Origin of the sequence: uncultured Brevundimonas sp., assembly GCF_963974615.1 — a bacterium.
GTDB lineage: Bacteria > Pseudomonadota > Alphaproteobacteria > Caulobacterales > Caulobacteraceae > Brevundimonas.
In genome coordinates this window covers 36324-59316 of record NZ_CAXBDH010000008.1, presented here as the reverse complement: position 1 = coordinate 59316, position 22993 = coordinate 36324, and the positions used below count along the sequence as shown (strand labels likewise).

Sequence of the window (22993 nt, the reverse complement as noted above, 5' to 3'; positions counted from 1 at the left end):
ACGGTCCGGGCCTGAGGGCCCGTCGAAGACGATGACGCCGCCGCGCGCGACGCCTATGGTCGCCGGATGAGCGCCACCGAATCTGACACCCCGACGACCGCCCCGATGCGCCTGTGGCTGATCGATGCCTCGGCCTACATCTTCCGCGCCTACCACGCCCTGCCGCCGCTGACGCGCAAGTCGGACGGGCTGCCGGTGGGGGCGGTGCAGGGGTACTCAAATATGCTGTGGAAGCTGCTGCAGGACATGAAGGGGCACGACGGGCCGACGCATCTGGTGGCGGTGTTCGATCATTCGGAGCGGACGTTCCGGAGCGAGATGTTCCCGGCCTACAAGGCGCACCGGCCGCCGGCGCCGGAGGATCTGGTGCCGCAGTTTGCCTTGGTGCGGGAGGCGACGGCGGCGTTCGGGGTGCATTGCGTCGAGTTGCCCGGCTACGAGGCCGACGATCTGATCGCGACCTATGCCTGTCGGGCGCGGGAGGCGGGGGGCGAGGCGGTCATCGTCTCCAGCGACAAGGACCTGATGCAGCTGATCGGCGGCGGGGTCGTGATGTACGACCCGATGAAGGACCGGCGGCTGGAAGAGGAGGCGGTGTTCGACAAATTCGGGGTCACGCCCGACCGGGTCGTCGATGTCCAGGCCCTGATCGGCGACACCTCGGACAATATTCCCGGCGCGCCCGGCATCGGGGTCAAGACCGCGGCCCAGCTGATCCTGGAATACGGCGATCTGGAAACCCTGCTGGCCCGGGCGTCCGAGATCAAACAGAACAAGCGGCGCGAGACCCTGATCGAGTTCGCCGACCAGATCCGCATGAGCCGCGACCTGGTCACCCTGGTGTGCGACCTGCCCCTGCCCGCCCCGGTCGAGGCATTCGCGGTGCGCGACCCCGACCCGGCCACCCTGTCGGCCTTTCTGGAGCTGATGGAGTTCCGCAGCCTGCAGAGGCGCGTCGGCGACGGCAAGGCCAGCGCCCATGACGGCTCGGCCTTCGAGCCCAAATCGGCACAGGGCGCCTCTGGCACCCTCTCGGCCCCGGTGGCCAGCCCGCGCCATGGCCCCCAGCCGGTCCGGGCCGATGTGGCGATCCAGCCCTTCGACACGGCCGCCTATGACTGTGTGCAGACGCTGGAGCAGCTGGACGCCTGGATCGCCCGCGCCCGTGAGGCCGGGATCATCGGCTTCGACACCGAGACCGACGCCCTGTCGGCCACCCATGCCGGGCTGTGCGGCCTGTCGCTGGCGGTCGGGCCCAACCAGGCCTGCTATATTCCCCTCAGCCACGCCCATCCCGAGATGGCCGGGGCCGGGGGGCTGGATTTCGGCGACACCCCCGACACCCGCGCCCCGATCGTCCAGATCGACGCCGCCACCGCCCTCGAACGGCTCAAACCCCTGCTGGAGGACCCGGCGGTGCTGAAGGTCGGCCAGAACATCAAATACGACCTGGCGGTGATGGCGCGCCACGGCGTGAACGTCGGGCCGATCGCCGACACCATGCTGATCTCCTATGTGCTGGAGGGCGGGCTGCACGGCCACGGCATGGACGAGCTGTCGCGCCTGCACCTGGGGCATGAGCCGATCCCGTTCAAAGCGGTGTGCGGCACCGGCAAGGCCCAGATCTCGTTCAGACATGTGCCGCTGGAACCGGCCACCGCCTATGCGGCCGAGGACGCGGATGTGACGCTGCGGCTGTTCAGGATTCTGTATCCGCGCCTGGCCCCGGCCGGGCTGATGACCGTCTATCAGACGCTGGAGCGCGGCATGCCGGCGGTGCTGGCGCAGATGGAGCTGCACGGCATCCGCGTCGACCCGGCGCGGCTGAAACGCCTGAGCCACGAGTTCGGGCTGAAGATGGTCGAGCTGGAGGCCCGGGCCCACAGCCTGGCCGGGCGGCCGTTCAATGTCGCCAGCCCCAAACAGCTGGGCGAGATCCTGTTCGGCGAAATGGCCCTGCCCGGCGGCAAGAAGACGGCCGGGGGCCAGTGGGCCACCGACGCCGCCGTGCTGGACGAACTGGCCCTGACCCATGAGCTGCCGCGCGTGCTGCTGGACTGGCGCCAGCTGGCCAAGCTGAAGGGCACCTATACCGATGCGCTGAGCGCGGCCCTGGACCCCGGCACCGACCGCGTCCACACCAGCTATCAGCTGGCCGCGGCCAGCACCGGGCGGCTGGCCAGTTCCGACCCCAATCTGCAGAACATCCCGATCCGCACCGAGACCGGCCGCCAGATCCGCCAGGCCTTCATCGCCGCGCCGGGCCATGTGCTGATCAGCGCCGACTATTCCCAGATCGAGCTGCGGCTGCTGGCCCATATCGGCGACATTCCCGAGCTGAAACGCGCCTTCAAGGCCGGGCAGGACATTCACGCCGCCACGGCCAGCGAGATGTTCGGCGTGCCGGTCGAGGGCATGCCGGCCGAGACGCGCCGCCGCGCCAAGGCCATCAATTTCGGCATCGTCTATGGCATCAGCGCCTTCGGCCTGGCGGCGCAGCTGAACATTCCGAGGGAAGAGGCCGGCGCCTATATCAAGACCTATTTCGACCGCTTCCCCGGCATCCGCGACTATATGGAGGCGATCAAGGCCGAGGTGCGCGAGGCCGGATACGTCTCCACCGTGTTCGGCCGCCGCATCCACATCCCCGCCATTCACTCAAAATCGGGGGCCGAGCGCCAGTTCGGCGAACGCGCCGCCATCAACGCCCCGATCCAGGGCGCGGCCGCCGACATCATCCGCCGCGCCATGATGCGGATGCCGGGGGCGCTGGTCGAGGCGGGGTTTGGGCCGGGGTCAGGGTCCGAGGTGAAGATGCTGCTGCAGGTGCACGATGAACTGATCTTCGAGGCGCCGGAGGGAGTGGCCGAGGCCGCCATCGCCGTGATCAGGCGGGTGATGGAGGGGGCGGGGGACCCGGCCGTGGCTCTGTCGGTGCCGTTGGTGGTCGATGCGCGGGCGGCGGGGAACTGGGATGAGGCGCATTGACCCTTTCAGATTGGATTCCCGTAGGCTTCCTGACCGCCGTTATTGGGAGGCACCCTAGTCGATCTCCACCGAGAACGAGTTGGTTGAAAGTCTAGCCCGGCGGATCGGCAGGGCCCTGAGCGGGGAAGCGGCGACCAAGCGTTTGACCCTGTCAATATCCTCTGAGGCCATCCGAGGACCAACGATCACCGAGATTAGGCCGAGCGGATTGAAGCTGGCGCTGCTTTGGCTGTTAGCGTTGTAGACAGATCGAATTTCGTTCTCGTAAGCCCATTCGCGCGCCTTAGAAAAGTAGATCAGTTTGTCACTTTCTGCTTCGGCCACGACCCAGCTGTCGTCGCGATGCGGATTGGAAAGTCTCAGCGCCAGGCTCAACGGATAGGTCGGTCTCTGCTCGGAATATGTGACGAAACCAGTTTTGCCCGATTTATGGCTGAAGGCCCGTCCGACGAAGTGCAGGCAGGCACCTTGGTAGCTGTGTGCATAGTGCGACCATAGCAGGGGCGAATCCGAGCGCTCGCAGAACGACACGACCCGCGAATAGCGCGTGATCCTTGCCAGATACTCCTCCGCCACCTGCCTATGCGGAGCCATGTCGGGAAAATTTTCCTCCACGCCTGCGGGGAGCTTCTGGAGTTTCAGCAAGAGTCCGTTGAATCCAGTGGCCGCGGCAACTGTGTCGGCGCGAAGGTCATCAAAGATAAACGGTGACAGCTCGAACGGATCGTTGAGGGCGTTGGCCGTAGCACCGACCAACTCGTGCTGGTTCAGCGTGCGCTCGAAATAGTCCCATGAAGTCTTGGTATTCAGGCCGACATATTTGAAGGCTGAGTGATGGTCACCCGGCCTCGTCAGGCGGCTTATGGGCACCGCGTCGTGTAGATTGTCAGCAGTCGACAAAGACGAATCCCGGCTTCCTCACGTTCACTCTACTGCTCACTGGAGAGTTGGCAATCCGTGAGATTTGAACAGTCTCGAGCATCCGAGAGCGATCCTCAAAACGCGGCACCTTAAGTCAGCAGCAGTCGCTTAAGCGACCCCTCACGCCATCGCCACATCCCCGCTCGCCCCATATGACCGCGTCCAGAAGGTCACCCGCTCCGGGCAGCCCATGCGCCGACATGTCGTGCTGCGCCCCACAGCACTCCGCACGGGCCGCGTTCGCGGGCGACTCCAAGGAAATTTGCGTCACTCCTTTTGGCCGGTGCGGCAGCTAGCGCCCCTCCACCGCTTCGCGGTCCCCCTCCCCATGGAATGGGGAGGAGACGGGGCGGCGATCATATCGGTGACGCCGCCGAAATGATGGATGTTGCCCCCGTCAGGCGACGCGGATCGCCGGTGAAAAACAGGCCCGATTGTTGAAATTTTCACCGATCGGGGGCATATAGGCGGGGCAAAGTCCTTCCTGTGTCCCGAACTGTCGCCGTATGGCGCGCGTGCCCCGGTTCCGCCGGGGATAGGGGCCGGGAAGGCACCTCTTCTTTCATTGAAAGCGCCAGACGTCGTCCAGACGCGGGCGAAGCATGTCGCGCCAGCGATGGGCGTCGCGGCGGTCGGTTCGAAAGGACCGCGCGATGGCACCGGCGCACATATCGGCAAGCTGGATCAGCGGATCGGTCTTTGAATCCGAGAAGCGACAATCCCGAACCGCGCCGTCGCGAACCTTGCGACGAATGGCCACCGACAGCTTCTGACGGAACGCCCGGTCGCCGGAGCCGTCGATGATGACCCTGGCGTTGGTCAGGCGGCCGTTGTCGTGGCGCAGCATCTGTTTGACGAAGAATTCGTAGAAGCTCTCCTTTTCCGATCGCAGCACGGCAGAGTGAATCCGCGCCTTTTCAACCACGATGGCGCGGACACGGAAGGGGCCTGCGGCGACGGCGCGAAAAAAGCGGTCCCGAACCTCATCCCGGCTCTTGCTGAATTTGAACTCGCCCTTGTGCAGCAGGCGCGCGGCCGACCCCTTGATCAGGTCGCGCGTCAGGGCCGCATCGTCGGCGTCCTGAAAAATGACCATCGCGGCGACGAACACGGGCGAACTGCCGCGTTCGACCCTGAATCCCGCATCGCCACTCTCGTCGATATAGACAAGCATGACGCGATCTTCTCCCCGTTCAGGCGGTCGTGGAAGGGGTCGGTGGCGGATTCACCGCCCTGATCGTTCTATTTATGAGGGAACGGCGGCTGCGACGCGGCCTCACCTGCGTCAGACGCATTTTTGCTGAGCGCTAGCGCTCGCGACGCGGTCGCTCACTGCTTGAGCGCCCACCCCACCCGCCTCAGATCAATCCCCGCCGCCTTTTGCAGGATGGCGTCGGGGGAGAGGCGTTCGATCTCGGCCAGCACGGTGCCGAGGCCGGCGCGGCCGTCGGCGCTGGTCAGGTCGAGGCCGCGCAGGGCCTGGACCAGGCGGGCGGTGGGGTCGGTTTCCGGCATGATAAACTCCTGAACTGAAACGACCGACCCGGGGCCATCCAGAGCATCCGCGGCGCGGCCCGGCAAGCGGAATGTTCCGGCTTTGTTCCGATTTCCCACAGGGACGGCCCCGTTCTCAAAAACCGCTCATCCCCGCGCAAGCGGGGACCCGGTGTTTTGGGCGCTCCGGTCTGGAGGTCGGGGCGCGCCCGGCAATCCCCCGCACCCTGCCTTACGAAAGGACTGGGTCCCGGCTTGCGCCGGGATGAGCGGAAATGGGGGATACGGGCACGGTCCCGGGGTTTTTCCGGTGCGAGGTCAATCGGCAAAACCCGCGCCCTTTTTCACGCCCCCACAGGGTTTGCGGGATTCGACCCACCCCTGGTCCCGGGCCGTGCCAGACTGTGCGCCTCCGGACCCGGCCCAGCCGGACCCGGGGCGGTCGATCCGGACGCTTCGGACTATCCGGACTATCCGGACTATCCGGACTCTTCGGACGGTGTTTTTTGGGAGTTAGCCCGCGGCGAAGCCGCCTGGCCGCGTCGGGTCGAGAAGGCGGAGCCTTCTGACCGCGGCCCAACAGGAATGATCGGCGTCCCCCCGCTCGCGGGATCGGCCCGCCGCTGCTAGACGACGCCGATGACCACCAACACCTATGACACCCTGATCGTCGGGGCCGGGGCGGCCGGGATGATGTGCGCGATCGAGGCGGGGCGACGCGGGCGGCGGGTGCTGGTGGTCGACCATGCGCGGGCGCCGGGCGAGAAGATCCGCATCTCGGGCGGGGGGCGCTGTAATTTCACCAATACGGGGACGGGGCCGGGGAATTTCCTCGGTGAGAACCCGCGCTTCGCCACCTCGGCGCTGAAGCGGTTTTCGCAGCATGATTTCATCAAGCGCGTCGATCAGGCGGGCATCGCCTGGCACGAGAAGACCCAAAATGGACGTTCATTGGGCCAGCTGTTCTGTGATGACTCGGCCAAGCTGATCGTCCGTATGCTGACCGATGCGATGGCCGGGGCCGGGGTGGTGCTGCGCACCGGGACCGGGGTGACCTCGGTGGCGCGGGCCGGAGACGGGTTCGCGGCGGTACTGTCGGACGGCACGGCGGTGACGGCAAGCGCGCTGGTGCTGGCCAGCGGCGGCCGCTCGATCCCCAAGATGGGCGCCACCGGCTGGGCCTATGACACCGCGCGGGCGTTCGGGCTGCGGGTGACGGAGACGCGCCCGGCGCTGGTGCCCCTGACCTTCGAGACCGGCCTGCTGGAGACCCTGCTGCCGCTGGCGGGGGTGGCGGTGGATGTCAGTGTCACCAACCAGCCCTCCAAAGACCCTGACGGGGCCTCAAGTAGCGCGAAGCGCGATAGGCCCACATTCAAGGAAGCCATGCTGTTCACCCATCGCGGGCTGTCGGGACCGGCGATATTGCAGATCAGCTCCTACTGGCGCGAGGGCGAGGCGATCACGCTCAGCATGGCCCCGGGCGTCGACGTGCTGGCGCGGCTGAAGGCGGCGCGCGAGGAGAACGGCGGCAAGGCGGCGGTGCATACGGCGCTGGGGCATATCGTACCGCGGCGGCTGGCCGAGAGCCTGTGCGCCCGCGAGGAGATTTCGGGCAAGCTGGCCGAGGTCGGGGGCAAGGCGCTGATCCGGCTGGACGCGGCGGTCAACGCCTGGACGGTCAAGCCGGTCGGGTCCGAGGGCTATCGCACGGCCGAGGTCACCCTGGGCGGGGTGGCCACCGACCAGCTGGACCAGCAGACCATGGCCGCCAAGACCGTGCCCGGCCTGTATGTGATCGGCGAGGCGGTCGACGTCACCGGCTGGCTGGGCGGCTATAATTTCCAGTGGGCCTGGTCGTCGGGCTGGGCCGCCGGACAGGTCTGCTAGACGGCCCCGTTTCCGGGGCGAAGATCTGAGCTTGGACGCAAGGGCGTCCAGACCGATTTCGCCCTAGGCCGCGAGGCCGGCGGCCTTCATCAGATCGCGCAACGGGGCCAGGGCGGCGGGGTCGGCGGCCAGGGTGGCGCGCGAATCCGGGGCCCGCAGCAGCCGCAGAACCTCGGCCTTGCCGCGTTCGGTGGCCGGGCCGAAGGGCGCGGTCTCGCCGGCGGCGACGTGCAGCAGCAGCGACAATTTCCGCTGCAACGGCACCGGCGCGCGGGCGATCTTGGACAGGACCTTGCTCTCGACCTCGACCGCACTGCCGACGTTGCCGATGATGTCGGACAGGACCTCGGTGTCCCGCTCGGACAGCGCCGCCCCGCGCACTGACCGCTGCAGCCGGCCGAGCACCGCCAGGCGCTGGGCCCCCGAGAGTCCCGGGGCCCGCATCTCGCCCTCAAAGCGTAGCGAGCGGAGGCAGGCCGAGAGCCAGCGCGCGGCCGCGCGCTTGTTGGCCAGGCCGGTGACGTTCTCGCACAGGCGGGTCAGTTGCTCGGCCTCACACAGCGCCGTGGAGCAGCTCTTGACGAAGGCGGCGACGAAATCGGCGGTGACCAGATTCTTGGAGCGTTCACAGAAGGCGGCCTGGACCTCGTCCAGCGTCAGCAGACGATCGGCGGACGCAGTCAGGGCCATGGCCAGGGCGCGCATGATGTCGATCTCGCCCTGGGCGTCATTGGGACGGAGCCGGCGGGGCGACATCAACTCCCGCACCACCAACCGGGCGAGGGCCGCGGACAGATGCGGAAAGGCACCGGCCGCCAGATGTTTGCCCAGGCGGGCCGCAGACCCGTCGACCACAGGAATCTGCAGGGCGATTTTGGCGTCGTGGGCAGCGAGCGCATCCAGTTCACGCGGCGCCACCATACGGACGACCGCCGCGAGGCTGGCCCCCTGGTCCAGTGCCGGACCCAGCACATCGGCCAGATTGGTGCGACGGGCCATCATCTCGCACAGCAGCTGCTCGATGGCACTCATGATGAGGGTTCGCGGCGGCCCCTCGGTCGGGGCGCTGTCGGCGAAGTCCATCAGCCGGTCGAGACGGGCGCGAGCCCCCTTCAGCCCGGACAGGGCCCCGGTAATGACGCCGCCGACGATGAAGTCCCGGTCCGCGACGCCGGTCAGGCGGCGCGCGAACTCGGCCAGGGCATTGGGTTCCAGCTCCGGAAACAAATCGCGCCGTCCGGCACTGATCAACCGCTCGATGGTCTGGTCAGCCAGTCGCTGATAATGGCGCATCAGCTCATGCACCGTCTCCGCGGTGATCTGGCTCTGGGGAACGGCGACCTTCTGGATCGCATGCTGCAGTTCCACGCCGGTGGCGTCGAGCCGCTCGGCCAGTCGCGGGCTGTGCAGCAGCTCGTAGGCCGTCACGCCCTCGCGATTCAGCCAGACCTCAAGCGTTTCGGTGAGAACTTCGCGGGCAATCGGATTGTAGAGATCATGCGGACCGTTGCAGCGGGGGGGCGGCTCTTTCTGCTCGGCCGGCCGCCGGCCCCTCATCTCGGGCACCCCCTTGGTCATCAGGGTGACGCTGCTGTATTCCTGCGTCTCGGGATCAAGCGTTTCCTTGGTCACCCGGACCGCGACCGCGCATTTGTCCTTCAGCAGGTCCTCGGCCGTCTGTATCGCCTGGGTTCTGTCCTCCGTTGCCATCTGGAGTGACCAGGGGTCGGGCGCGTTCTTGCGGAGGTAGACTTCGTAGTGAATTGGACCGGCCATTCGACACTCTGACAGAAACTGGATGATCAGGATGACATCAAGGGTTTAAGGCGAGGTTTGCATCGTCATGGGTGGCGGTCGGGCCGGCGTGGCCGTAAAGTCACCTCGTTTGCATAGAACGGTTACGCTTGTGGCGCGTTACCCGGGTCAGGCCGCGAGCGTCGCGTCCCGCAGGCCGCGTTTTAAGGAGAAGCCCTTGGCGAATATCACCCTGGTCGATGATGACGAGAACATCGTCGCGTCCGTATCGCTGGCGCTGGAAAGCCATGGCCACAAGATCACGGCCTTCCATGACGGGGTCGCCGGGCTGGAGGGGCTGGAAGCCAGTCCGCCGGATCTGGTCATCCTGGACGTCAAAATGCCGCGCATGGACGGGATGGAGGTGCTGCGCCGGTTGCGCCAGACCTCCCAGGTGCCGGTGATCATGTTGACCTCCAAGGACGAGGAGATCGACGAAATCCTCGGATTCAACCTCGGAGCCGACGACTATATCCACAAGCCGTTCAGCCAGAGACTGCTGATCGAGCGGGTCAAGGCGCTGCTGCGTCGCACCGGCGCGGACGGTCAGGAGGCCGAGGTCGCGGCAGAGGGCTCGTCCCGTGCCATCAAGCGCGGCTCCCTGAGCATGGACCCCGCGCGCCACGAATGTACCTGGGAGGGCCGTCCGGTAAAGCTGACGGTCACGGAGTTCCTGCTGCTGCAGGCCCTGGCCCAGCGTCCCGGCTTCGTGAAGAGCCGCGACAACCTGATGGACGCCGCCTACGACGATCAGGTCTATGTCGATGACCGCACCATCGACAGCCACGTCAAGCGGATGCGAAAGAAGTTCCGGGTGGTCGATCCCGAATTCGACGCGATCGAGACCCTGTATGGCGTCGGATACCGCTATCGCGAAAGCTGACCGGTTGCGCCGGTCCGGCGACCCCGCCGGACCGGAGCCGAGTCTGCGTCGTCGCCTGATCCGTTTCGGTGGCTCCCGCCTCGGCGCGCTGATTCTGGCGCTCAACCTGCTGAGTCTGCTGATCCTGTTCGGCGGGGCCCTGGCCCTGAATGAATGGCAGCGGGGACTGGTCGAGGCGCGCCAGGAATCGCTGACGGCCCAAGCCGAGATTCTGGTCAAGGTTCTGGGCGACCTCGGCATCACCAGCGGGGAGTCCGAACCGGCGCTGGATCGCTTTCAGGCCGGTAAATGGCTGCGCGACAATTTCATTCCGGCCGGTCAGCGGGCCCGTATCCATGACGTCGACGGCCTGCTGATCGCCGACAGCTATGAGGTGACCGAGGCCATTCCGGGTGCCCCCCTGCCCCCGGCCCTGCCCGCAGGCACGCCGCCGCCCCGCCCGGACCTTAAGGCCGAATCGCGCAATCTGGCGCGTCTGGAACGCTCCCGTGCGGAGCTGGCCTCCGAGGTTGAGCGGGCCCTGACCCTGGGGCCCCAGGCGGACGTCCGGCTGTCGGAAAGCGGCGACCGGGTGGTGTCGGTTTCGCTTCCGGTGCGTCACGTCGAACAGGTCCTGGGCGTCCTGACCCTGGAGGCCGGGGACGCGGACGAAATTCTGGCGGCCCAGCGGTGGGCCCTGATGCCCTTTGCCCTGGTGGCGCTGGTGGTGTCGCTGTTGTCGTCCCTGTTGCTGCATCTGTTCGTGGCCCGGCCGGTGCTGCGGCTGGCAGCGGCGGCGGATCAGGTCAGACTGCAACGGGCCCGGGCCATCTCCCTGCCCGAGCTTGAGGGACGTCGCGACGAGATCGGCGATCTGGCCCGGTCGCTGGAGACCATGACCGACGCTCTGTCGACGCGGATGGACGCCATCGAGCGATTCGCCGCCGATGTGGCCCATGAGATCAAGAATCCGCTGACCTCGATCCGTTCGGCGCTGGAAACCCTGCCGTTGGTCAGGACCGAGGCCCAACGCGAAAAATTGACGCTCCTGCTGCAACAGGACGTGCGGCGACTGGACCGGTTGGTCACCGACATCTCCAACGCCTCACGGCTGGATGCCGAACTGTCGCGGGACCGGCCGCGGCCGGTCGATATCGCCCGCCTGCTGGGCGAGATCGTCAATGTCTATGAAGCTGGCACCCGGCCGGGCCAGGCCCATGTCCGGTTGCTCACACCGATTCCGGCCTATGCGATCGTCAACGGTCGCGACGGCCCCCTGGGCCAGATATTCCGCAACCTGATCGACAATGCCCGCTCGTTCAGCCCGGCCGGGGGCGAGGTTCGCGTCAGTCTGGTCAGTGAGGCCGAAGGTCCACGCCGCCACCTGATCGTCCGGGTCGAGGACGACGGACCCGGTATCCCGCCCGACAATCTCGAAACGGTGTTCGAGCGATTCTACACCTCGCGCCCCAAGGGGGCGGCCTTCGGGTCCAACTCGGGTCTGGGCCTGTCGATCGTACGCCAGATTGTCGAGGCGCACGGCGGACGGGTCCGGGCCGAAAACCGCATCGCCGCCGACGGTCAAATTCTGGGAGCCCGGTTCGAGATCGTCCTCCCGGAACCGGGGCACCCCTGATGCAGGACCGGTCCCCGGTCCACGGCACCACCGTGGCGCGGTGGTTCCCCGCGACCGGCTGGCGCGGCGTCTTGCTGTGCGGGCCGTCCGGAGTCGGAAAGAGCGATCTGGGTCTGCGGCTGATCGGGGCCGGCTGGCGGCTGGTGGCCGATGACTACAGCCATGTGTTCGCCTCGGACGGGCATCTATACGCCACGGCCCCGGCCACGATCGCCGGCCGGATCGAGGTTCGCGGCCTGGGTATCGTCACGGTGCCGGCGCTTGGCCTGACGCGCGTGGCCCTGACGGTCGACTGTGTCCTGGAACCGCCCGAGCGCTTGCCCGAGACGGAAACCGTGCCGATGTGCGGCCTTGCCCTCCCCCGGTTAAAACTGGTCGCCCGGCATCCCTCCGCGGTTGAAATTGTCGTCGCAGCGACGGCTGCGCTTTAATCCTGTGCGGGATTGGGCTATCTCGCGCGGCTTGCGGTTCGGTCGGGCAGGTTCCGGCGAGACGAACGCGACGCCGGGGGCGGTAAGTTGGTGAAGCCTTCATGATCGGTCTGGTGATCGTCACCCACGGTGGGCTGGCGGCTGAATTTCTCTCAGCCATGGAACATGTGGTCGGGCCGCAGCGCGGCGTCGCGGCCATCTGCATCGGGCCCGAGGACGATATGGAGCGGCGGCGCCGCGACATCGTCGACGCGTGCGGGGCGGTGGACGACGGCGACGGCGTTATCCTGTTGACCGACATGTTCGGCGGCACACCCTCGAACCTGGCCATTTCGGTGATGGCCGAGACCCATGCCGAGGTTATCGCCGGGCTGAACCTGCCGATGTTGATCAAGCTGGCCAGTGTCAGGGGCCGTGAACCGCTGGAAGCCTGCGTCGCCCACGCCCAGGACGCCGGACGCAAATATATCTCCGTCGCCTCCTGGGTGCTCTCGGGAGAGAAATGAGCGTGTCCGACCCGACCCGGGCCCAGGCCACCGTCGACATCTGCAACGCCCGCGGCCTGCACGCCCGGGCCTCGGCCAAATTCGTCAAGCTGGCCTCAACCTTCGAGGCCGAAATCACCGTCACCCGCGACGGCGTCACCGTGAACGCCCTGTCGATCATGGGCCTGCTGATGCTGGGCGCGGGAATCGGTTGCGCCATCGAGATCGCCGCGACCGGTCAGGATGCGACGACCGCCGTCACCGACCTGTCCGAACTGGTGACGCGCCGGTTCGACGAGGATCAATAACCCCAACGAAAACGCCCCGGAGCAAGCTCCGGGGCGTCAGATCGCTTAACCGATCGAATCGCTCAGGGCGTCTCGGTGATCAGCAGGGTCGCCGGGGCCGTGCCGCCGCCGAAGGTGCCGACCCAGATGTCATAGGTGCCGCTCTGCGGACGATTGTAGCGAACCTCGGCATCGCCGTCGCCGAAGCTGTCATCATCGCAGGACCAGCGGCCGTCGGGGCCGTTGATGACCAGGGTCGTGTCCCGCGAGGATACGGTGCGGAACACCAGCGGCAGACTGCCGGCCGAATAGGTGACCTCGAAATCCGGAGCCTGGCTGATATTGCCGACGCAGGCCGCCGGCAGCGGTGTGTCGGTATAGGCGTCGAGGGAGCCACCGGCCGTCAGGGAAACCCGGTACGGATCAGGGGTGAACCCTGCGCGCAGGTTGATTTCCCCGAAATTGGCGGTGAGGCCGGGATCCTGGGCCACGGCGGCCCCGGTCGGTACGAGCAGGGCGGCGGCCAGAGCCAGTCCGCAGGTGATGTTTTTCATCGTCAGTCCCCAATTTTCGCCGTCGCGGCGAGCCCCCGTAACACAGGTTTCCCACTGCGGGAGGGAACGGTCAAGCTGGGGGTGACGATTGAAAACCGGGATGACGCCTGGTGGAGCCGAGGGGAATCGAACCCCTGACCTCGTCATTGCGAACGACGCGCTCTACCAACTGAGCTACGGCCCCGATCCGGGACAGGCGAGCGCGGGACATAGGCGGGGGGCCAGACCGGTGTCAACCGGGAGGTAGTGATGCCGGGAATCATTGGCCTTCTGCGCCCGGCGGGCTAGAAGCGGCCGGTACTTCAAGGGAGACAGGATACATGGGCACCGCCATCGTCTGGCTGGTAGATGCGATCGTGACGCTGATGATCTATCTGATCATCGCCTCGGCGATCCTGAGCTGGCTGTTCGCCTTCGACGTGATCAACCACCGCAACCGGTTCGTGAACCAGCTGGCGAGCTTTCTCGATGCGGTGACCTCACCGCTGCTGGACCCGTTCCGCCGCATCATTCCGCCGCTGGGCGGCATGGACATCAGCCCGATCGTGGTGCTGCTGCTGCTCAATTTCGGCCGTATCCTGTTCATGCAGCTCCTGGCCGGCCCCCTGATCGCCCTGCTCGGCTAGATGACTCCACCGGCCCTTGCACCGGAGCCGCAGGCTCCTAAGCTGACCGGGTCGCCCCCTTCCAGACGCAACAGACCGCTTAATTCATGACCATGATCCGAACAGTCGCCATTGTCGGGGCCGGCCAGATGGGGGCCGGAATTGCCCAGGCCGTCGCCGGCGGCGGCTATGAGGTGCGGCTGTACGACGCCTCGTCCGACCGCCTGCCCCAGGCCGTGGCCACAGTCGCCGCCAGCCTGGCCCGGCTGGTGGAACGCACAGTGATGACCCAGGCCGAGGCCGACGCGGTGCTGGGCCGGATCCACACCGTATCGACGATCGCCGAGGTCGGGGCCGCCGATCTGGTGATCGAGGCCGCGGTCGAGAACGAGGCGGTCAAGAAGGCCATCTTCGTGGCGCTGACGCCGCATCTGCAGCCGCATACGCTGCTGGCCTCCAACACCTCGTCAATCTCGATCACCCGGCTGGCCTCGGCCACGGACCGGCCGGAACGGTTCATCGGCCTGCATTTCATGAAGCCGGCTCCGGTGATGAAGCTGGTCGAGATCATCCGCGGCATCGCCACCTCGGCCGACACCTATGCCGTCGCCGTCGCCTTCGCCGAGAGCCTGGGCAAGACCACCACCAATGCCGAAGACTTCCCGGCCTTCATCGTCAACCGCATCCTGGTGCCGATGATCAACGAAGCGATCTACACCCTGTACGAGGGCGTCGGGAACGTGGCCTCGATCGACACGGCGCTGAAGCTGGGGGCCAACCACCCGATGGGGCCGCTGGAGCTGGCCGACTTCATGGGTCTGGACGTGGTCCTGGCCATCATGAACGTGCTGTATGAGGGTCTGGGCGACAGCAAATACCGGCCCTGCCCGCTGCTGGTGAAATATGTCGAGGCCGGCTGGCTGGGCCGGAAGAGCGGGCGCGGCTTCTATGACTATGCCGGGGACACCCCGGTGCCAACGCGGTGATGCGGTCCTTCGAAACCCCGGCTGACCTGCCCGGTCAGACCCCGGTCTCCTGGCACAAATCGCCCGGCCGGATCGTGGCCGCCGCCGTCCTCGGGGCCGCCTGGCCGCCGCTGATCCTGACCCTGATCCCGTGGCCGCCGCAGAACTGGCAGCCCGGCAGCGACATCGACTGGCGACTGCTGGTGCTGGCCATCGGCGCGGTCGCCGTGCCCAGCGGCCTGTGGTTCCTGGCCCGGGAACGCGAACGCACCGGCCGGCCGGGCTCGCGACTGGGCGTGGTGTGGCGCTTCATGTTCTACGGCGGCCTGCTGGCGGCGGCGCTGCAGGGCCTGCTGGCCCTGAGCATCTCCATCTTCGGCTGGTTCGAGGCCGGGGGGGCAGTTCAGGCGGCCGGGGCCACGGAAACCACCCTGCTGATCTATGGGGTGGCGGGTCTGCCGGTCGCCATTCTGGTGGGCGTCAGCTACGCCCTGTGGGCCGGACTGTGCGTCGCCTTCGTCGCCTTCCGCTCGCGTCCACCGGTGCGCGACCGGCTGGGCGTGATGGGCACCGGGGCCGAACCCGAAGCCTGAACCCGTCACCGGGTTTTGCCGCCTGACTTGCCGCAGTGAACGGATACGGCCACGCTGACCCCCGCCGGGGAGGGCAGACATGAGCACCATCGACACTAAAGCGAAGCCGGACGTCCGGAGGGACTCCGTCCTGGCCCCGGTCGCGCCGGGCGACCGGATCTTCAATCTCGACATGCTGCGCGGCTGGGCCATCCTGGGCATACTGGCGGTCAACGTCATGGCCTTCGCCTGGCCGATCGCGGTGGAGCTTCCGGGCGCGGTCCACCCGTTCGCAATGACCACGGCCAATCTGACGGCCGACTGGGTCACCGGTGTCTTCTTCCAGGACAAGTTCCGCACCCTGTTCACCATGCTGTTCGGGGTGTCGGTCTTCCTCGTCGGCGGCGAGCGCGACCATGCGGCGCGGGGACAGTTGCTGCGTCGCCGGCTGCTGTGGCTGGGGGTGTTCGGCCTGATCCACGGCCTCGCCTTCTGGTTCGGTGACATCCTGCTGCACTATGCCTATTGCGGCCTGCTGATGATGCTGATGCGGTCGTGGCCGGCGCGACGGTTGCTGTGGGTCGGTGGCGGGGTCACCGCCGTCTGGACCGCCCTGACGGTGGGCAGCGCCCTGCTGGGGCCGGCACTGATGACGGTCCTGGGACCGGAATTCGCCGCCAAGACCGCCTCGGGCGCTCCGCAGGTCAGTGCGGGCGACGTGATGGCGATCGTCGAGCGCGTGCGTGGCGGCTATGGGGCGGCCCTGCTGCAGAACCTTAAGTCCTGGGTCATGATCCAGGGCTTCAGCCTGTTCCTGATCCCGGTTTCGGTACCGTTGATGATGATCGGCCTGGGCCTGTTCAAGTCCGGCTATCTGAGCGGGCGCGCGCCGGTCTGGCTGTATGGGCTGATGACGCTGATCGGCGCGGCCAACCTGGCCGTGCTCGGCTATGCCGAAGGGATCGAGCTGACCGGTGGTGCCCTGCCGGTCGAGGGTCTGGCCGCCGCCGCCGCCGGGGCCGCCACGCTGATCACCCTGGGCTATGCCAGCCTGCTGATCCTGATGACCCGGTTCGGTCTCAAGGCCCTGACCGCCGTGCTGGTGCCGGTGGGACAGATGGCCTTCAGCAACTATCTGACCCAGACCCTGATCATGACCAGCCTGTTCTACATGCCGTGGGGGCCGCTGTGGTACGGGACCATGGGGCCCGGGGCCCTGTGGGGCGTGGTCGGGGCCGTGTGGCTGGCCCAGCTGGTCTGGTCGCCGCTGTGGCTGTCGCGCTTCCAGATGGGGCCGCTGGAGTGGCTGTGGCGCTGTCTGAGCTATGGCCGACGCGTGCCGTTGCTGCGACGCCCGGTCTGAAGGGGCGTTGCCGACATTGCTCCGCCGGGACCGATGGCGTAAGCGCGCGCCATGACCGACGACACCCTGATCCCCCGCCCCGAAGCCCGTAACCCGCGCGGATTCGCCGACCGGCGCGGCCGTGATCTGGTGGCCGAGCGTCGCCTCGTGGCCCGGGTGTCCGAGGTCTATGAGCGCTGGGGCTTCGAGCCGCTGGAAACCGGGGCCTTCGAATATGCCGACGCCCTGGGCAAATTCCTGCCTGACGCTGATCGTCCCAACGAAGGGGTCTTCGCGCTGCAGGACGACGACGAACAGTGGATGGCCCTGCGCTACGATCTGACCGCGCCGCTGGCCCGGTTCGCAGCCCAGAGCTGGGAGACCCTGCCCAAGCCGTTCCGCCGTTATGCCTTCGGCCCGGTGTGGCGCAACGAGAAGCCGGGCCCGGGCCGGTTCCGCGAATTCGTCCAGTGTGATGCCGATACGGTCGGTTCCGACCGGCCCGAGGCCGACGCCGAAATCATCGCCATGGCCTGTGAGGGTCTGCGGGCCGCCGGCCTGGCCCCGGATCAGGCGGTGATCCGCGTCTCGAACCGCAAACTGTTCGACGGGCTGTTCGCGGCCGGCGGGATCACCGATGCGGGTCAGAAACTGACCGCCCTGCGCGCCATCGATAAATTCGACCGTCTGGGCTGGGAGGGCGTCGTCGCCCTGCTGGGCGAGGGGCGACTGGACGAGTCGGGCGACTATACCAAGGGCGCGCGCCTGCCAGCCAGGGTGATCGGGGCCATCGAGGGCTTCCTGGCCTCAGCCAACAGCCCGGACCTGTCACGAGCCGAAACGCTGAACGCCGTCGCCCTGTCGGGCAATCTGGGCGAGATCGGCGAGGCCGCCCTGGCTGAACTGGCGGCGATCGACCGGGCGCTGAACGCCATGAAGGTCGACGAGACCGCCGTGCGCTTCGACCCGACCATCGTGCGCGGGCTGGAATATTACACCGGGGCCGTGTTCGAGGCCGAATTGCTGCTGGAAACCGTCGACGACAAGGGTCGGGCCGTGCGCTTCGGCTCGATCGGCGGCGGCGGGCGCTATGACGATCTGGTGGCGCGCTTCACCGGCCAGTCCCTGCCGGCCACCGGCTTTTCGTTCGGGGTCTCGCGTCTGGCCTCGGCCCTGCGCGCCGCCGGTCACGAGGCCGGTGAGGCCGTGCGCGGACCGGTCGTGGTCATCGTCTTTTCCGAGGCCGACATGGGCCATTATCTCGATGCCGTGGCCGAGCTGCGCAACGCCGGAATCGCCGCCGAACTCTATCTCGGCCGGGCCGGAATGAAGGCGCAGATGAAATACGCCGACCGGCGCGGGTCGCCCGCCGCCATCATGCTGGGCGGCGACGAGATCGCGGCCGGCCAGGTGACGATCAAGGACCTTGACGCCGGGCGCGCCCTGGCCGCCGGGGTCGCCGACAATGAAGCGTGGAAGGCCGCCCGTCCGGGCCAGTGCGTCGTAGCACGTACCGAGCTGGTGGCGACGGTACGGGGAATTCTCGCCGAATCCTGCTGAGAACCTCACACAGACGACTGTGTTGCCCTTGATAAGTCAGGAAAATCGGTCATTTCAGTCGCTCCCAGATTGACTCCGGCGACGCTCTGTCGTCAAGCTGACACCCTCAGGCAGCGCAGCGTTTCGACGCCGCCGCCGCCTGAAGACGTTTCGGGGAGGAAACGTCCGCTCGTCAAAGAGCGAGAAGGAGCCCGCTGCGACATCAATCCTCGCAGCGGGCTTTTTCATGCCTGACGACCGCCCCGTCACGAGCGAAAAAAAAGGGGCCGCAGCGGATGCTGCGGCCCCTTTCATTTCGATCCTGAACGGACCTACCAGATGCGAACCCGGTCGGCCGGAGCCAGGTAGTATTTCGAGTCCGACCCGACGCCGAAGGCGTCGTACCAGGCGTCGAGGTTGCGCAGCGGGCCGATGACGCGGAACTCGGCCGGGCTGTGCGGATCGGTGGCGACCTGCTGCTTGAGGGCCTCGTCACGGATCTTCTGCTGCCAGACCTGGGCCCAGCCGTAGAAGAAGCGCTGGTCACCGGTGGTGCCATCCAGCACCGGAGCCGGCTGACCGTTCAGCGACAGGTGGTAGGCCTCGAGGCCGACGGCCACGCCGGCGGCGTCACCGATGTTCTCGCCCATCGTGAGCCCGCCCTGCACATGATAGCCGGGCAGCGGCTCATAGGTGTCGTACTGGGCGCCGAGACGGGTGGTCAGGGCCTCGAAATTGGTCTTGTCCTCCGGCGTCCACCAGTTGCGTAACACGCCGTCACCGTCGGACTTGGAGCCCTGGTCGTCGAAGCCATGGCCGATCTCGTGGCCGATGACGCCACCGATGCCACCATAGTTGACGGCCGGATCAGCGGTCGGATCGAAGAAGGGCGGCTGCAGGATGGCGGCCGGGAAGACGATCTCGTTGTTGGCCGAGTTGTAATAGGCATTCACCGTCTGGGGAGTCATGCCCCACTCATCCTTGTCGACCGGGCCGTTCATGCGGTTCAGCTGGAACTGCCAGTTGAAGGTGCCGGCGCGCTCGGTGTTGCCGAACAGGTCGTCGGGACGGACCTCGAGGGCCGAATAGTCACGCCATTTGTTCGGGTAGCCGATCTTGACCGTGAATTTAGCCAGCTTCTCCTGGGCCGCGGCCCGGGTTTCCGGCCCCATCCAGCTGAGGTGGTCGATGCGGTGGCTGAGCGCGATGCGCAGGTTGGCGACCAGCTCTTCCATCTGGGCCTTGGACGAGGCGGGGAAATAGTCGGCGACATACTGGCGGCCGACGGCCTCGCCCAGAGTGCGTTCGGCGAAGCTGATGCCGCGCTTGTCGCGCGTGCGCTGCTCGGGCTGGCCCGACAGGTCGCGCGAGTTGAACTCCCATGCGGCGTCGGCGAACCGGCGTGACAGGCGAGGGGCGGAATCGTCGGTCGTGTGGAAGGCCTGCCAGGCCTGCAGGGTCTCGACAGGGGCCTCGGCGAAGATGGCGGCGATCTTCGGCAGGGCTGTATCCTGACGCACGATCAGACGATCGATACTTCCCAGGCCGGCAGCGCTGAAATAATCGGCCCAATCGAAGCCGGGCGCGTCCGCGATCAGCGAGGCCGGAGTATATTCATTGTAGGTCTCGTCGCGGTTGCGGTTCTGGATCGGGGTCCAGTGCGCCTCGGCGATGCGGGTCTCCATGGCGACGATGGCGTCGGCGTTGGCGGCCGGATTGTCCCAGCCGATCATCGTCAACATGCGTTCGACATAGGCCCGGTACAGGACCAATTTATCGGCGTAGCGAGCGTCCAGATAATAGTCGCGGTTGGGCAGACCCAGGCCCGACTGTCCGACCGAGGTGACGTAACGGTCGGGGTGTTTCTGGTCGATGGAGATGCCGGTCCCAAACATGGACCCGCCCGGAAGCCCCTGGGTCGCGCCCATATAGGCAGCGATCTTGTCATGGGTGTCGGCAGCACGAATGGCGGCGAGGTAGGGCTGCAGCGGCTGGTCGTCCAGCGCCTGAATGCGATCCTCGTCCATATAGCTGCGGTACAGATCGGCAATCTTCTGTTCGTCGGAGCCGGGGGTCAGGTCCGTGCGGGTCACCAGACCGGCGATCATCGCCTTCATCCGGTTGTCCGACAGTTCGCGCAGCAAATCGAACGAGCCGTAGCGGGTGCGGTCGGACGGAATCTCGAGCGCGTCGAGGGCTGTGCCGTTGGCAAAGCGGAAGAAGCTCTCACCCGGGGCGACCGAGGTGTCGCGTCCGTCGAGACCGAAACCCCAGGCACCGTAGCTGGGGGCCTCGGTGCCCTGGTAGCCGGTCGCTCCTTCGGGGTCGCCGAACAGGGCGAGGACAGTGCAGGCCTCGTCGACGCAGGCGTGGCCGTGGTCGTCGGCAGCCAGGGCGGCGGAGGCGGGCAGGAGCAGGGCGGCGACAGCGGCACCGATGAGCAGTTTTTTCATGGAGGGTCCTACGCTTTTGGTCCGTTACAAACAGGGTGGCGGCGACCCTAAGCCGGTGACACCGGCTGTCGCCTAAAATATTTGTCATGAAACAGCTTCCCCGTCTCGCCATCGGTACGGCTTCCGGGCGACAAGGGGAGGGAGATGGGGTGCTGATGACGAATCGAAGCCGATGACACCGGCGCACGGCGGTGGTGAATTCAAGGATCTGGTGGTCTTCCTGGCCGCAGCGGGCGTCGTCGTGCCCCTGTTCAACCGGTTGAAGATCAGCCCCGTGCTGGGCTTTCTGGCCGCCGGCGTCCTGCTGGGTCCGGACGGACTGGGCCGACTGGCGGTCGATGCGCGCTGGCTGACCTGGCTGACCATCAGCGACCCGACCCAGATCCGGCAACTGGCCGAGCTGGGGGTGTCCTTCCTGCTGTTCATGATCGGCCTGGAATTGTCGTGGGAACGACTGAAGTCCATGCGCCGACTGGTGTTCGGTTTCGGCCTGTCCCAGGTGGCGGCCTGTACGGTCGCCCTGGCCGCCCTGTTCATGATCATGGGTCAGACCCTGGTCTCGGCGGCGGTGCTGGGCATGGGCCTGGCCCTGTCCTCGACCGCCGTGGTCATGCCGGTGATGGCCGAACGCGGCCGCCTGAAGGCCGTGGCCGGACGCGCGACCTTTTCGGTCCTTCTGGCCCAGGACCTGGCCGTCGCCCCGATCCTGATCACCGTCACCGTCCTGGCCGCCCTGGCCCAGAGCGGCGGCGACATGAGTCCTGCCCTGCTGGGGTCGGCCCTGTTCACCCTGATCCCGGCCGCCATCGGCCTGGGGTTGCTGGTGCTGCTGGGACGGCTGGTGCTGCGGCCGATGTTCCGCTCGGTGGCCCGCGCCCGCGGGCGCGGCCAGGGCCAGGAAATGTTCATCGCCACCTGTCTGCTGGTCGTGGTCGGGGCCGGGGTCGCCGCCCAGGCTGCGGGCCTGTCGATGAGTCTGGGGGCCCTGATCGCCGGCCTGCTGCTGGCCGAGACCGAGTTCCGGCGCGAGATCGAGGTCTCGATCGAGCCGTTCAAGGGGCTGCTGCTGGGCGTGTTCTTCGTCGGCGTCGGCATTTCGCTGGACCTGGATGCCGTGGCCGCCGACCCGTTGGGGGTCTTCGCCCTGGCCGCCGGCCTGATCGCGATCAAGGTCGGCATCATCTTCGGCCTGGCCCGGATGTGGGGACTGGGCGCGCGGACGGCGATCGAGACCGCCATGGTGCTGGGTCCGGCCGGTGAGTTCGCCTTCGTCATCCTCGGAGCCGGCATGGTCGAGGGGGTCGCCTCGCCGGCCTTCACCCGCACCCTGATGCTGGCGGCGACGATCAGTATCTTCACCGTGCCGCTGATGGCCATGCTGGGCCAGAAACTGGTCAAGGAGGCCGCCCGGGCCATCCCCGACCTGGTGCCGCCCGAGGCACTCTCGATCCCCAAGGCCGAGGGTCAGGTGCTGATCGTCGGCTTCGGCCGGGTCGGACGACTGGTCGGGGAACTGCTGATCAAGCACGGTCAGCCGTTCATCGCGGTGGACGCCGATGCGTCGATCGTGGCGGCGGGACGACGCGAGGGGTTCGAGGTCTTCTACGGCGATGCCGGTCGCCGCGAGATGCTGGTGCGCTGCGGGCTCGACGAGGTCCGGGCCCTGGTCGTGACCATGGACGCGCCAGGCAAGGTTGACGAGGTCGTGATCGCGGCCAAGGCCCTGCGCCCGGATCTGGTGCTGATCGCCCGCGCCCGCGACGACCGGCATGCGGTGCGTCTGTACAAGCTCGGCGTGACCGACGCCGTACCCGAGACCACCGAAGCCAGTTTGCAGCTGGCCGAAAACACCCTGGTCGATATCGGCGTGCCGATGGGGCTGGTGCTGGCCTCGATCCATGAGCGGCGCGACGAATTTCGAAAACTGTTCCAGGCCGCCATGCCCGAGGGGGTCGAACGCCGCCCGGCACGGGCCCTGCGCGCGGCGACCCGGACCGGGTCACTGCGACCGGGAGGCTGAATACCGGGGCAAAGTGCCGCAGGACGGTAGCGGCTCGTTAATCTCCACACCCCAATTTGGTCATCGTTACGTGATGAAAGCCGCGCCTCCGGCCGTCGCTCTGACGCGACGCTCCTCCTCCCCCGTTCCAGGTTCGGACGGATCCATTTTCCGGT

General features: G+C 67.0%; 19 protein-coding genes and 1 tRNA gene. 13 read left to right on the top strand and 7 right to left on the bottom strand.

Annotated elements, in window-relative coordinates:
- Window positions 1-66 precede the first annotated feature (66 nt).
- Complete coding sequence (polA, locus tag AAC050_RS06850; protein WP_339914326.1) at window positions 67-2988, top strand: DNA polymerase I; 2922 nt, start codon at window positions 67-69, stop codon at window positions 2986-2988.
- A 54-nt stretch (window positions 2989-3042) separates the two neighbouring features.
- Here the strand turns inward: polA and AAC050_RS06845 are convergent, their stop codons facing one another.
- From AAC050_RS06845 to AAC050_RS06835, 3 genes are all read right to left on the bottom strand, one after another.
- The gene (locus AAC050_RS06845; RefSeq protein ID WP_339914325.1) at window positions 3043-3888 is read right to left on the bottom strand and encodes a DUF2971 domain-containing protein; all 846 of its coding nucleotides are present in this window, start codon (window positions 3886-3888) and stop codon (window positions 3043-3045) included.
- 583 nt (window positions 3889-4471) lie between these two features.
- Entirely contained in the window at window positions 4472-5083 is a 612-nt protein-coding gene (locus tag AAC050_RS06840; RefSeq protein ID WP_339914324.1) for a DUF3800 domain-containing protein, read from the bottom strand.
- A 155-nt stretch (window positions 5084-5238) separates the two neighbouring features.
- On the bottom strand, window positions 5239-5424 hold the full coding sequence (locus tag AAC050_RS06835; protein WP_339914323.1) for a hypothetical protein: 186 nt from the start codon (window positions 5422-5424) through the stop codon (window positions 5239-5241).
- 618 nt (window positions 5425-6042) lie between these two features.
- Here AAC050_RS06835 and AAC050_RS06830 point away from each other — a divergent pair.
- Entirely contained in the window at window positions 6043-7293 is a 1251-nt protein-coding gene (locus AAC050_RS06830) for an NAD(P)/FAD-dependent oxidoreductase (RefSeq protein ID WP_339914322.1), read from the top strand.
- A gap of 63 nt (window positions 7294-7356) precedes the next feature.
- On the opposite strand, the gene AAC050_RS06825 is transcribed toward AAC050_RS06830, so the two are convergent.
- The gene (locus tag AAC050_RS06825) at window positions 7357-9069 is read right to left on the bottom strand and encodes a hypothetical protein (protein ID WP_339914321.1); all 1713 of its coding nucleotides are present in this window, start codon (window positions 9067-9069) and stop codon (window positions 7357-7359) included.
- A gap of 196 nt (window positions 9070-9265) precedes the next feature.
- On the opposite strand from AAC050_RS06825, the gene AAC050_RS06820 reads away from it, so the two are divergent.
- The 5 genes from AAC050_RS06820 to AAC050_RS06800 all read left to right on the top strand — a co-directional run bounded on the left by AAC050_RS06820 (window position 9266) and on the right by AAC050_RS06800 (window position 12809).
- Window positions 9266-9970, top strand: coding sequence for a response regulator transcription factor (locus AAC050_RS06820; RefSeq protein WP_339914320.1), 705 nt, complete (start codon window positions 9266-9268; stop codon window positions 9968-9970).
- Window positions 9939-11585 (top strand): HAMP domain-containing sensor histidine kinase, encoded by a 1647-nt coding sequence (locus AAC050_RS06815; RefSeq protein WP_339914318.1) that lies wholly within the window; start codon window positions 9939-9941, stop codon window positions 11583-11585. The genes AAC050_RS06820 and AAC050_RS06815 overlap by 32 nt, the downstream gene beginning before the upstream one ends.
- A complete protein-coding gene (locus tag AAC050_RS06810) occupies window positions 11585-12016 on the top strand; it encodes a serine kinase (RefSeq protein WP_339914317.1) in 432 nt (143 codons plus the stop codon). The genes AAC050_RS06815 and AAC050_RS06810 overlap by 1 nt, the downstream gene beginning before the upstream one ends.
- 101 nt (window positions 12017-12117) lie before the next feature.
- Entirely contained in the window at window positions 12118-12522 is a 405-nt protein-coding gene (locus AAC050_RS06805; RefSeq protein ID WP_339914316.1) for a PTS sugar transporter subunit IIA, read from the top strand.
- Window positions 12519-12809, top strand: a complete 291-nt coding sequence (locus AAC050_RS06800; protein WP_339914315.1) for an HPr family phosphocarrier protein — start codon at window positions 12519-12521, stop codon at window positions 12807-12809. Before AAC050_RS06805 ends, AAC050_RS06800 begins: the two co-directional genes overlap by 4 nt.
- Window positions 12810-12871: 62 nt before the next feature.
- Here AAC050_RS06800 and AAC050_RS06795 read toward each other — a convergent pair whose 3' ends face one another.
- Both AAC050_RS06795 and AAC050_RS06790 read right to left on the bottom strand, forming a co-directional pair.
- A complete protein-coding gene (locus AAC050_RS06795) occupies window positions 12872-13342 on the bottom strand; it encodes a peptidase S1 (protein ID WP_339914314.1) in 471 nt (156 codons plus the stop codon).
- Window positions 13343-13450: 108 nt separating this feature from the next.
- Window positions 13451-13526, bottom strand: a tRNA-Ala gene (locus AAC050_RS06790).
- Between the two features lie 136 nt (window positions 13527-13662).
- On the opposite strand from AAC050_RS06790, the gene AAC050_RS06785 reads away from it, so the two are divergent.
- From AAC050_RS06785 to hisS, 5 genes are all read left to right on the top strand, one after another.
- The gene (locus tag AAC050_RS06785) at window positions 13663-13968 is read left to right on the top strand and encodes a YggT family protein (protein WP_339914313.1); all 306 of its coding nucleotides are present in this window, start codon (window positions 13663-13665) and stop codon (window positions 13966-13968) included.
- Between the two features lie 86 nt (window positions 13969-14054).
- Window positions 14055-14933, top strand: a complete 879-nt coding sequence (locus tag AAC050_RS06780; protein WP_339914312.1) for a 3-hydroxybutyryl-CoA dehydrogenase — start codon at window positions 14055-14057, stop codon at window positions 14931-14933.
- Window positions 14933-15505, top strand: coding sequence for a phthalate transporter (locus tag AAC050_RS06775; protein ID WP_339914311.1), 573 nt, complete (start codon window positions 14933-14935; stop codon window positions 15503-15505). Before AAC050_RS06780 ends, AAC050_RS06775 begins: the two co-directional genes overlap by 1 nt.
- A gap of 79 nt (window positions 15506-15584) precedes the next feature.
- Window positions 15585-16847 (top strand): DUF418 domain-containing protein, encoded by a 1263-nt coding sequence (locus AAC050_RS06770; protein WP_339914310.1) that lies wholly within the window; start codon window positions 15585-15587, stop codon window positions 16845-16847.
- A 51-nt stretch (window positions 16848-16898) separates the two neighbouring features.
- The gene (gene hisS / locus AAC050_RS06765) at window positions 16899-18386 is read left to right on the top strand and encodes a histidine--tRNA ligase (protein WP_339914309.1); all 1488 of its coding nucleotides are present in this window, start codon (window positions 16899-16901) and stop codon (window positions 18384-18386) included.
- A 311-nt stretch (window positions 18387-18697) separates the two neighbouring features.
- On the opposite strand, the gene AAC050_RS06760 is transcribed toward hisS, so the two are convergent.
- Complete coding sequence (locus AAC050_RS06760; protein ID WP_339914308.1) at window positions 18698-20818, bottom strand: M13-type metalloendopeptidase; 2121 nt, start codon at window positions 20816-20818, stop codon at window positions 18698-18700.
- Between the two features lie 172 nt (window positions 20819-20990).
- Between AAC050_RS06760 and AAC050_RS06755 the strand changes: the two genes are divergently transcribed.
- On the top strand, window positions 20991-22838 hold the full coding sequence (locus tag AAC050_RS06755) for a cation:proton antiporter (protein WP_339914307.1): 1848 nt from the start codon (window positions 20991-20993) through the stop codon (window positions 22836-22838).
- Window positions 22839-22993 lie beyond the last annotated feature (155 nt).

Coding starts and splice junctions, on each gene's coding strand:
- polA (WP_339914326.1), top strand. CDS start 67: ATGAGCGCCACCGAATCTGACACCCCGACGACCGCCCCGATGCGCCTG.
- AAC050_RS06805 (WP_339914316.1), top strand. CDS start 12,118: ATGATCGGTCTGGTGATCGTCACCCACGGTGGGCTGGCGGCTGAATTT.
- AAC050_RS06775 (WP_339914311.1), top strand. CDS start 14,933: ATGCGGTCCTTCGAAACCCCGGCTGACCTGCCCGGTCAGACCCCGGTC.
- AAC050_RS06815 (WP_339914318.1), top strand. CDS start 9,939: ATGGCGTCGGATACCGCTATCGCGAAAGCTGACCGGTTGCGCCGGTCC.
- AAC050_RS06755 (WP_339914307.1), top strand. CDS start 20,991: ATGACACCGGCGCACGGCGGTGGTGAATTCAAGGATCTGGTGGTCTTC.
- hisS (WP_339914309.1), top strand. CDS start 16,899: ATGACCGACGACACCCTGATCCCCCGCCCCGAAGCCCGTAACCCGCGC.
- AAC050_RS06770 (WP_339914310.1), top strand. CDS start 15,585: ATGAGCACCATCGACACTAAAGCGAAGCCGGACGTCCGGAGGGACTCC.
- AAC050_RS06835 (WP_339914323.1), bottom strand. CDS start 5,424: ATGCCGGAAACCGACCCCACCGCCCGCCTGGTCCAGGCCCTGCGCGGC.
- AAC050_RS06760 (WP_339914308.1), bottom strand. CDS start 20,818: ATGAAAAAACTGCTCATCGGTGCCGCTGTCGCCGCCCTGCTCCTGCCC.
- AAC050_RS06795 (WP_339914314.1), bottom strand. CDS start 13,342: ATGAAAAACATCACCTGCGGACTGGCTCTGGCCGCCGCCCTGCTCGTA.
- AAC050_RS06840 (WP_339914324.1), bottom strand. CDS start 5,083: ATGCTTGTCTATATCGACGAGAGTGGCGATGCGGGATTCAGGGTCGAA.
- AAC050_RS06825 (WP_339914321.1), bottom strand. CDS start 9,069: ATGGCCGGTCCAATTCACTACGAAGTCTACCTCCGCAAGAACGCGCCC.
- AAC050_RS06800 (WP_339914315.1), top strand. CDS start 12,519: ATGAGCGTGTCCGACCCGACCCGGGCCCAGGCCACCGTCGACATCTGC.
- AAC050_RS06830 (WP_339914322.1), top strand. CDS start 6,043: ATGACCACCAACACCTATGACACCCTGATCGTCGGGGCCGGGGCGGCC.
- AAC050_RS06810 (WP_339914317.1), top strand. CDS start 11,585: ATGCAGGACCGGTCCCCGGTCCACGGCACCACCGTGGCGCGGTGGTTC.
- AAC050_RS06780 (WP_339914312.1), top strand. CDS start 14,055: ATGACCATGATCCGAACAGTCGCCATTGTCGGGGCCGGCCAGATGGGG.
- AAC050_RS06785 (WP_339914313.1), top strand. CDS start 13,663: ATGGGCACCGCCATCGTCTGGCTGGTAGATGCGATCGTGACGCTGATG.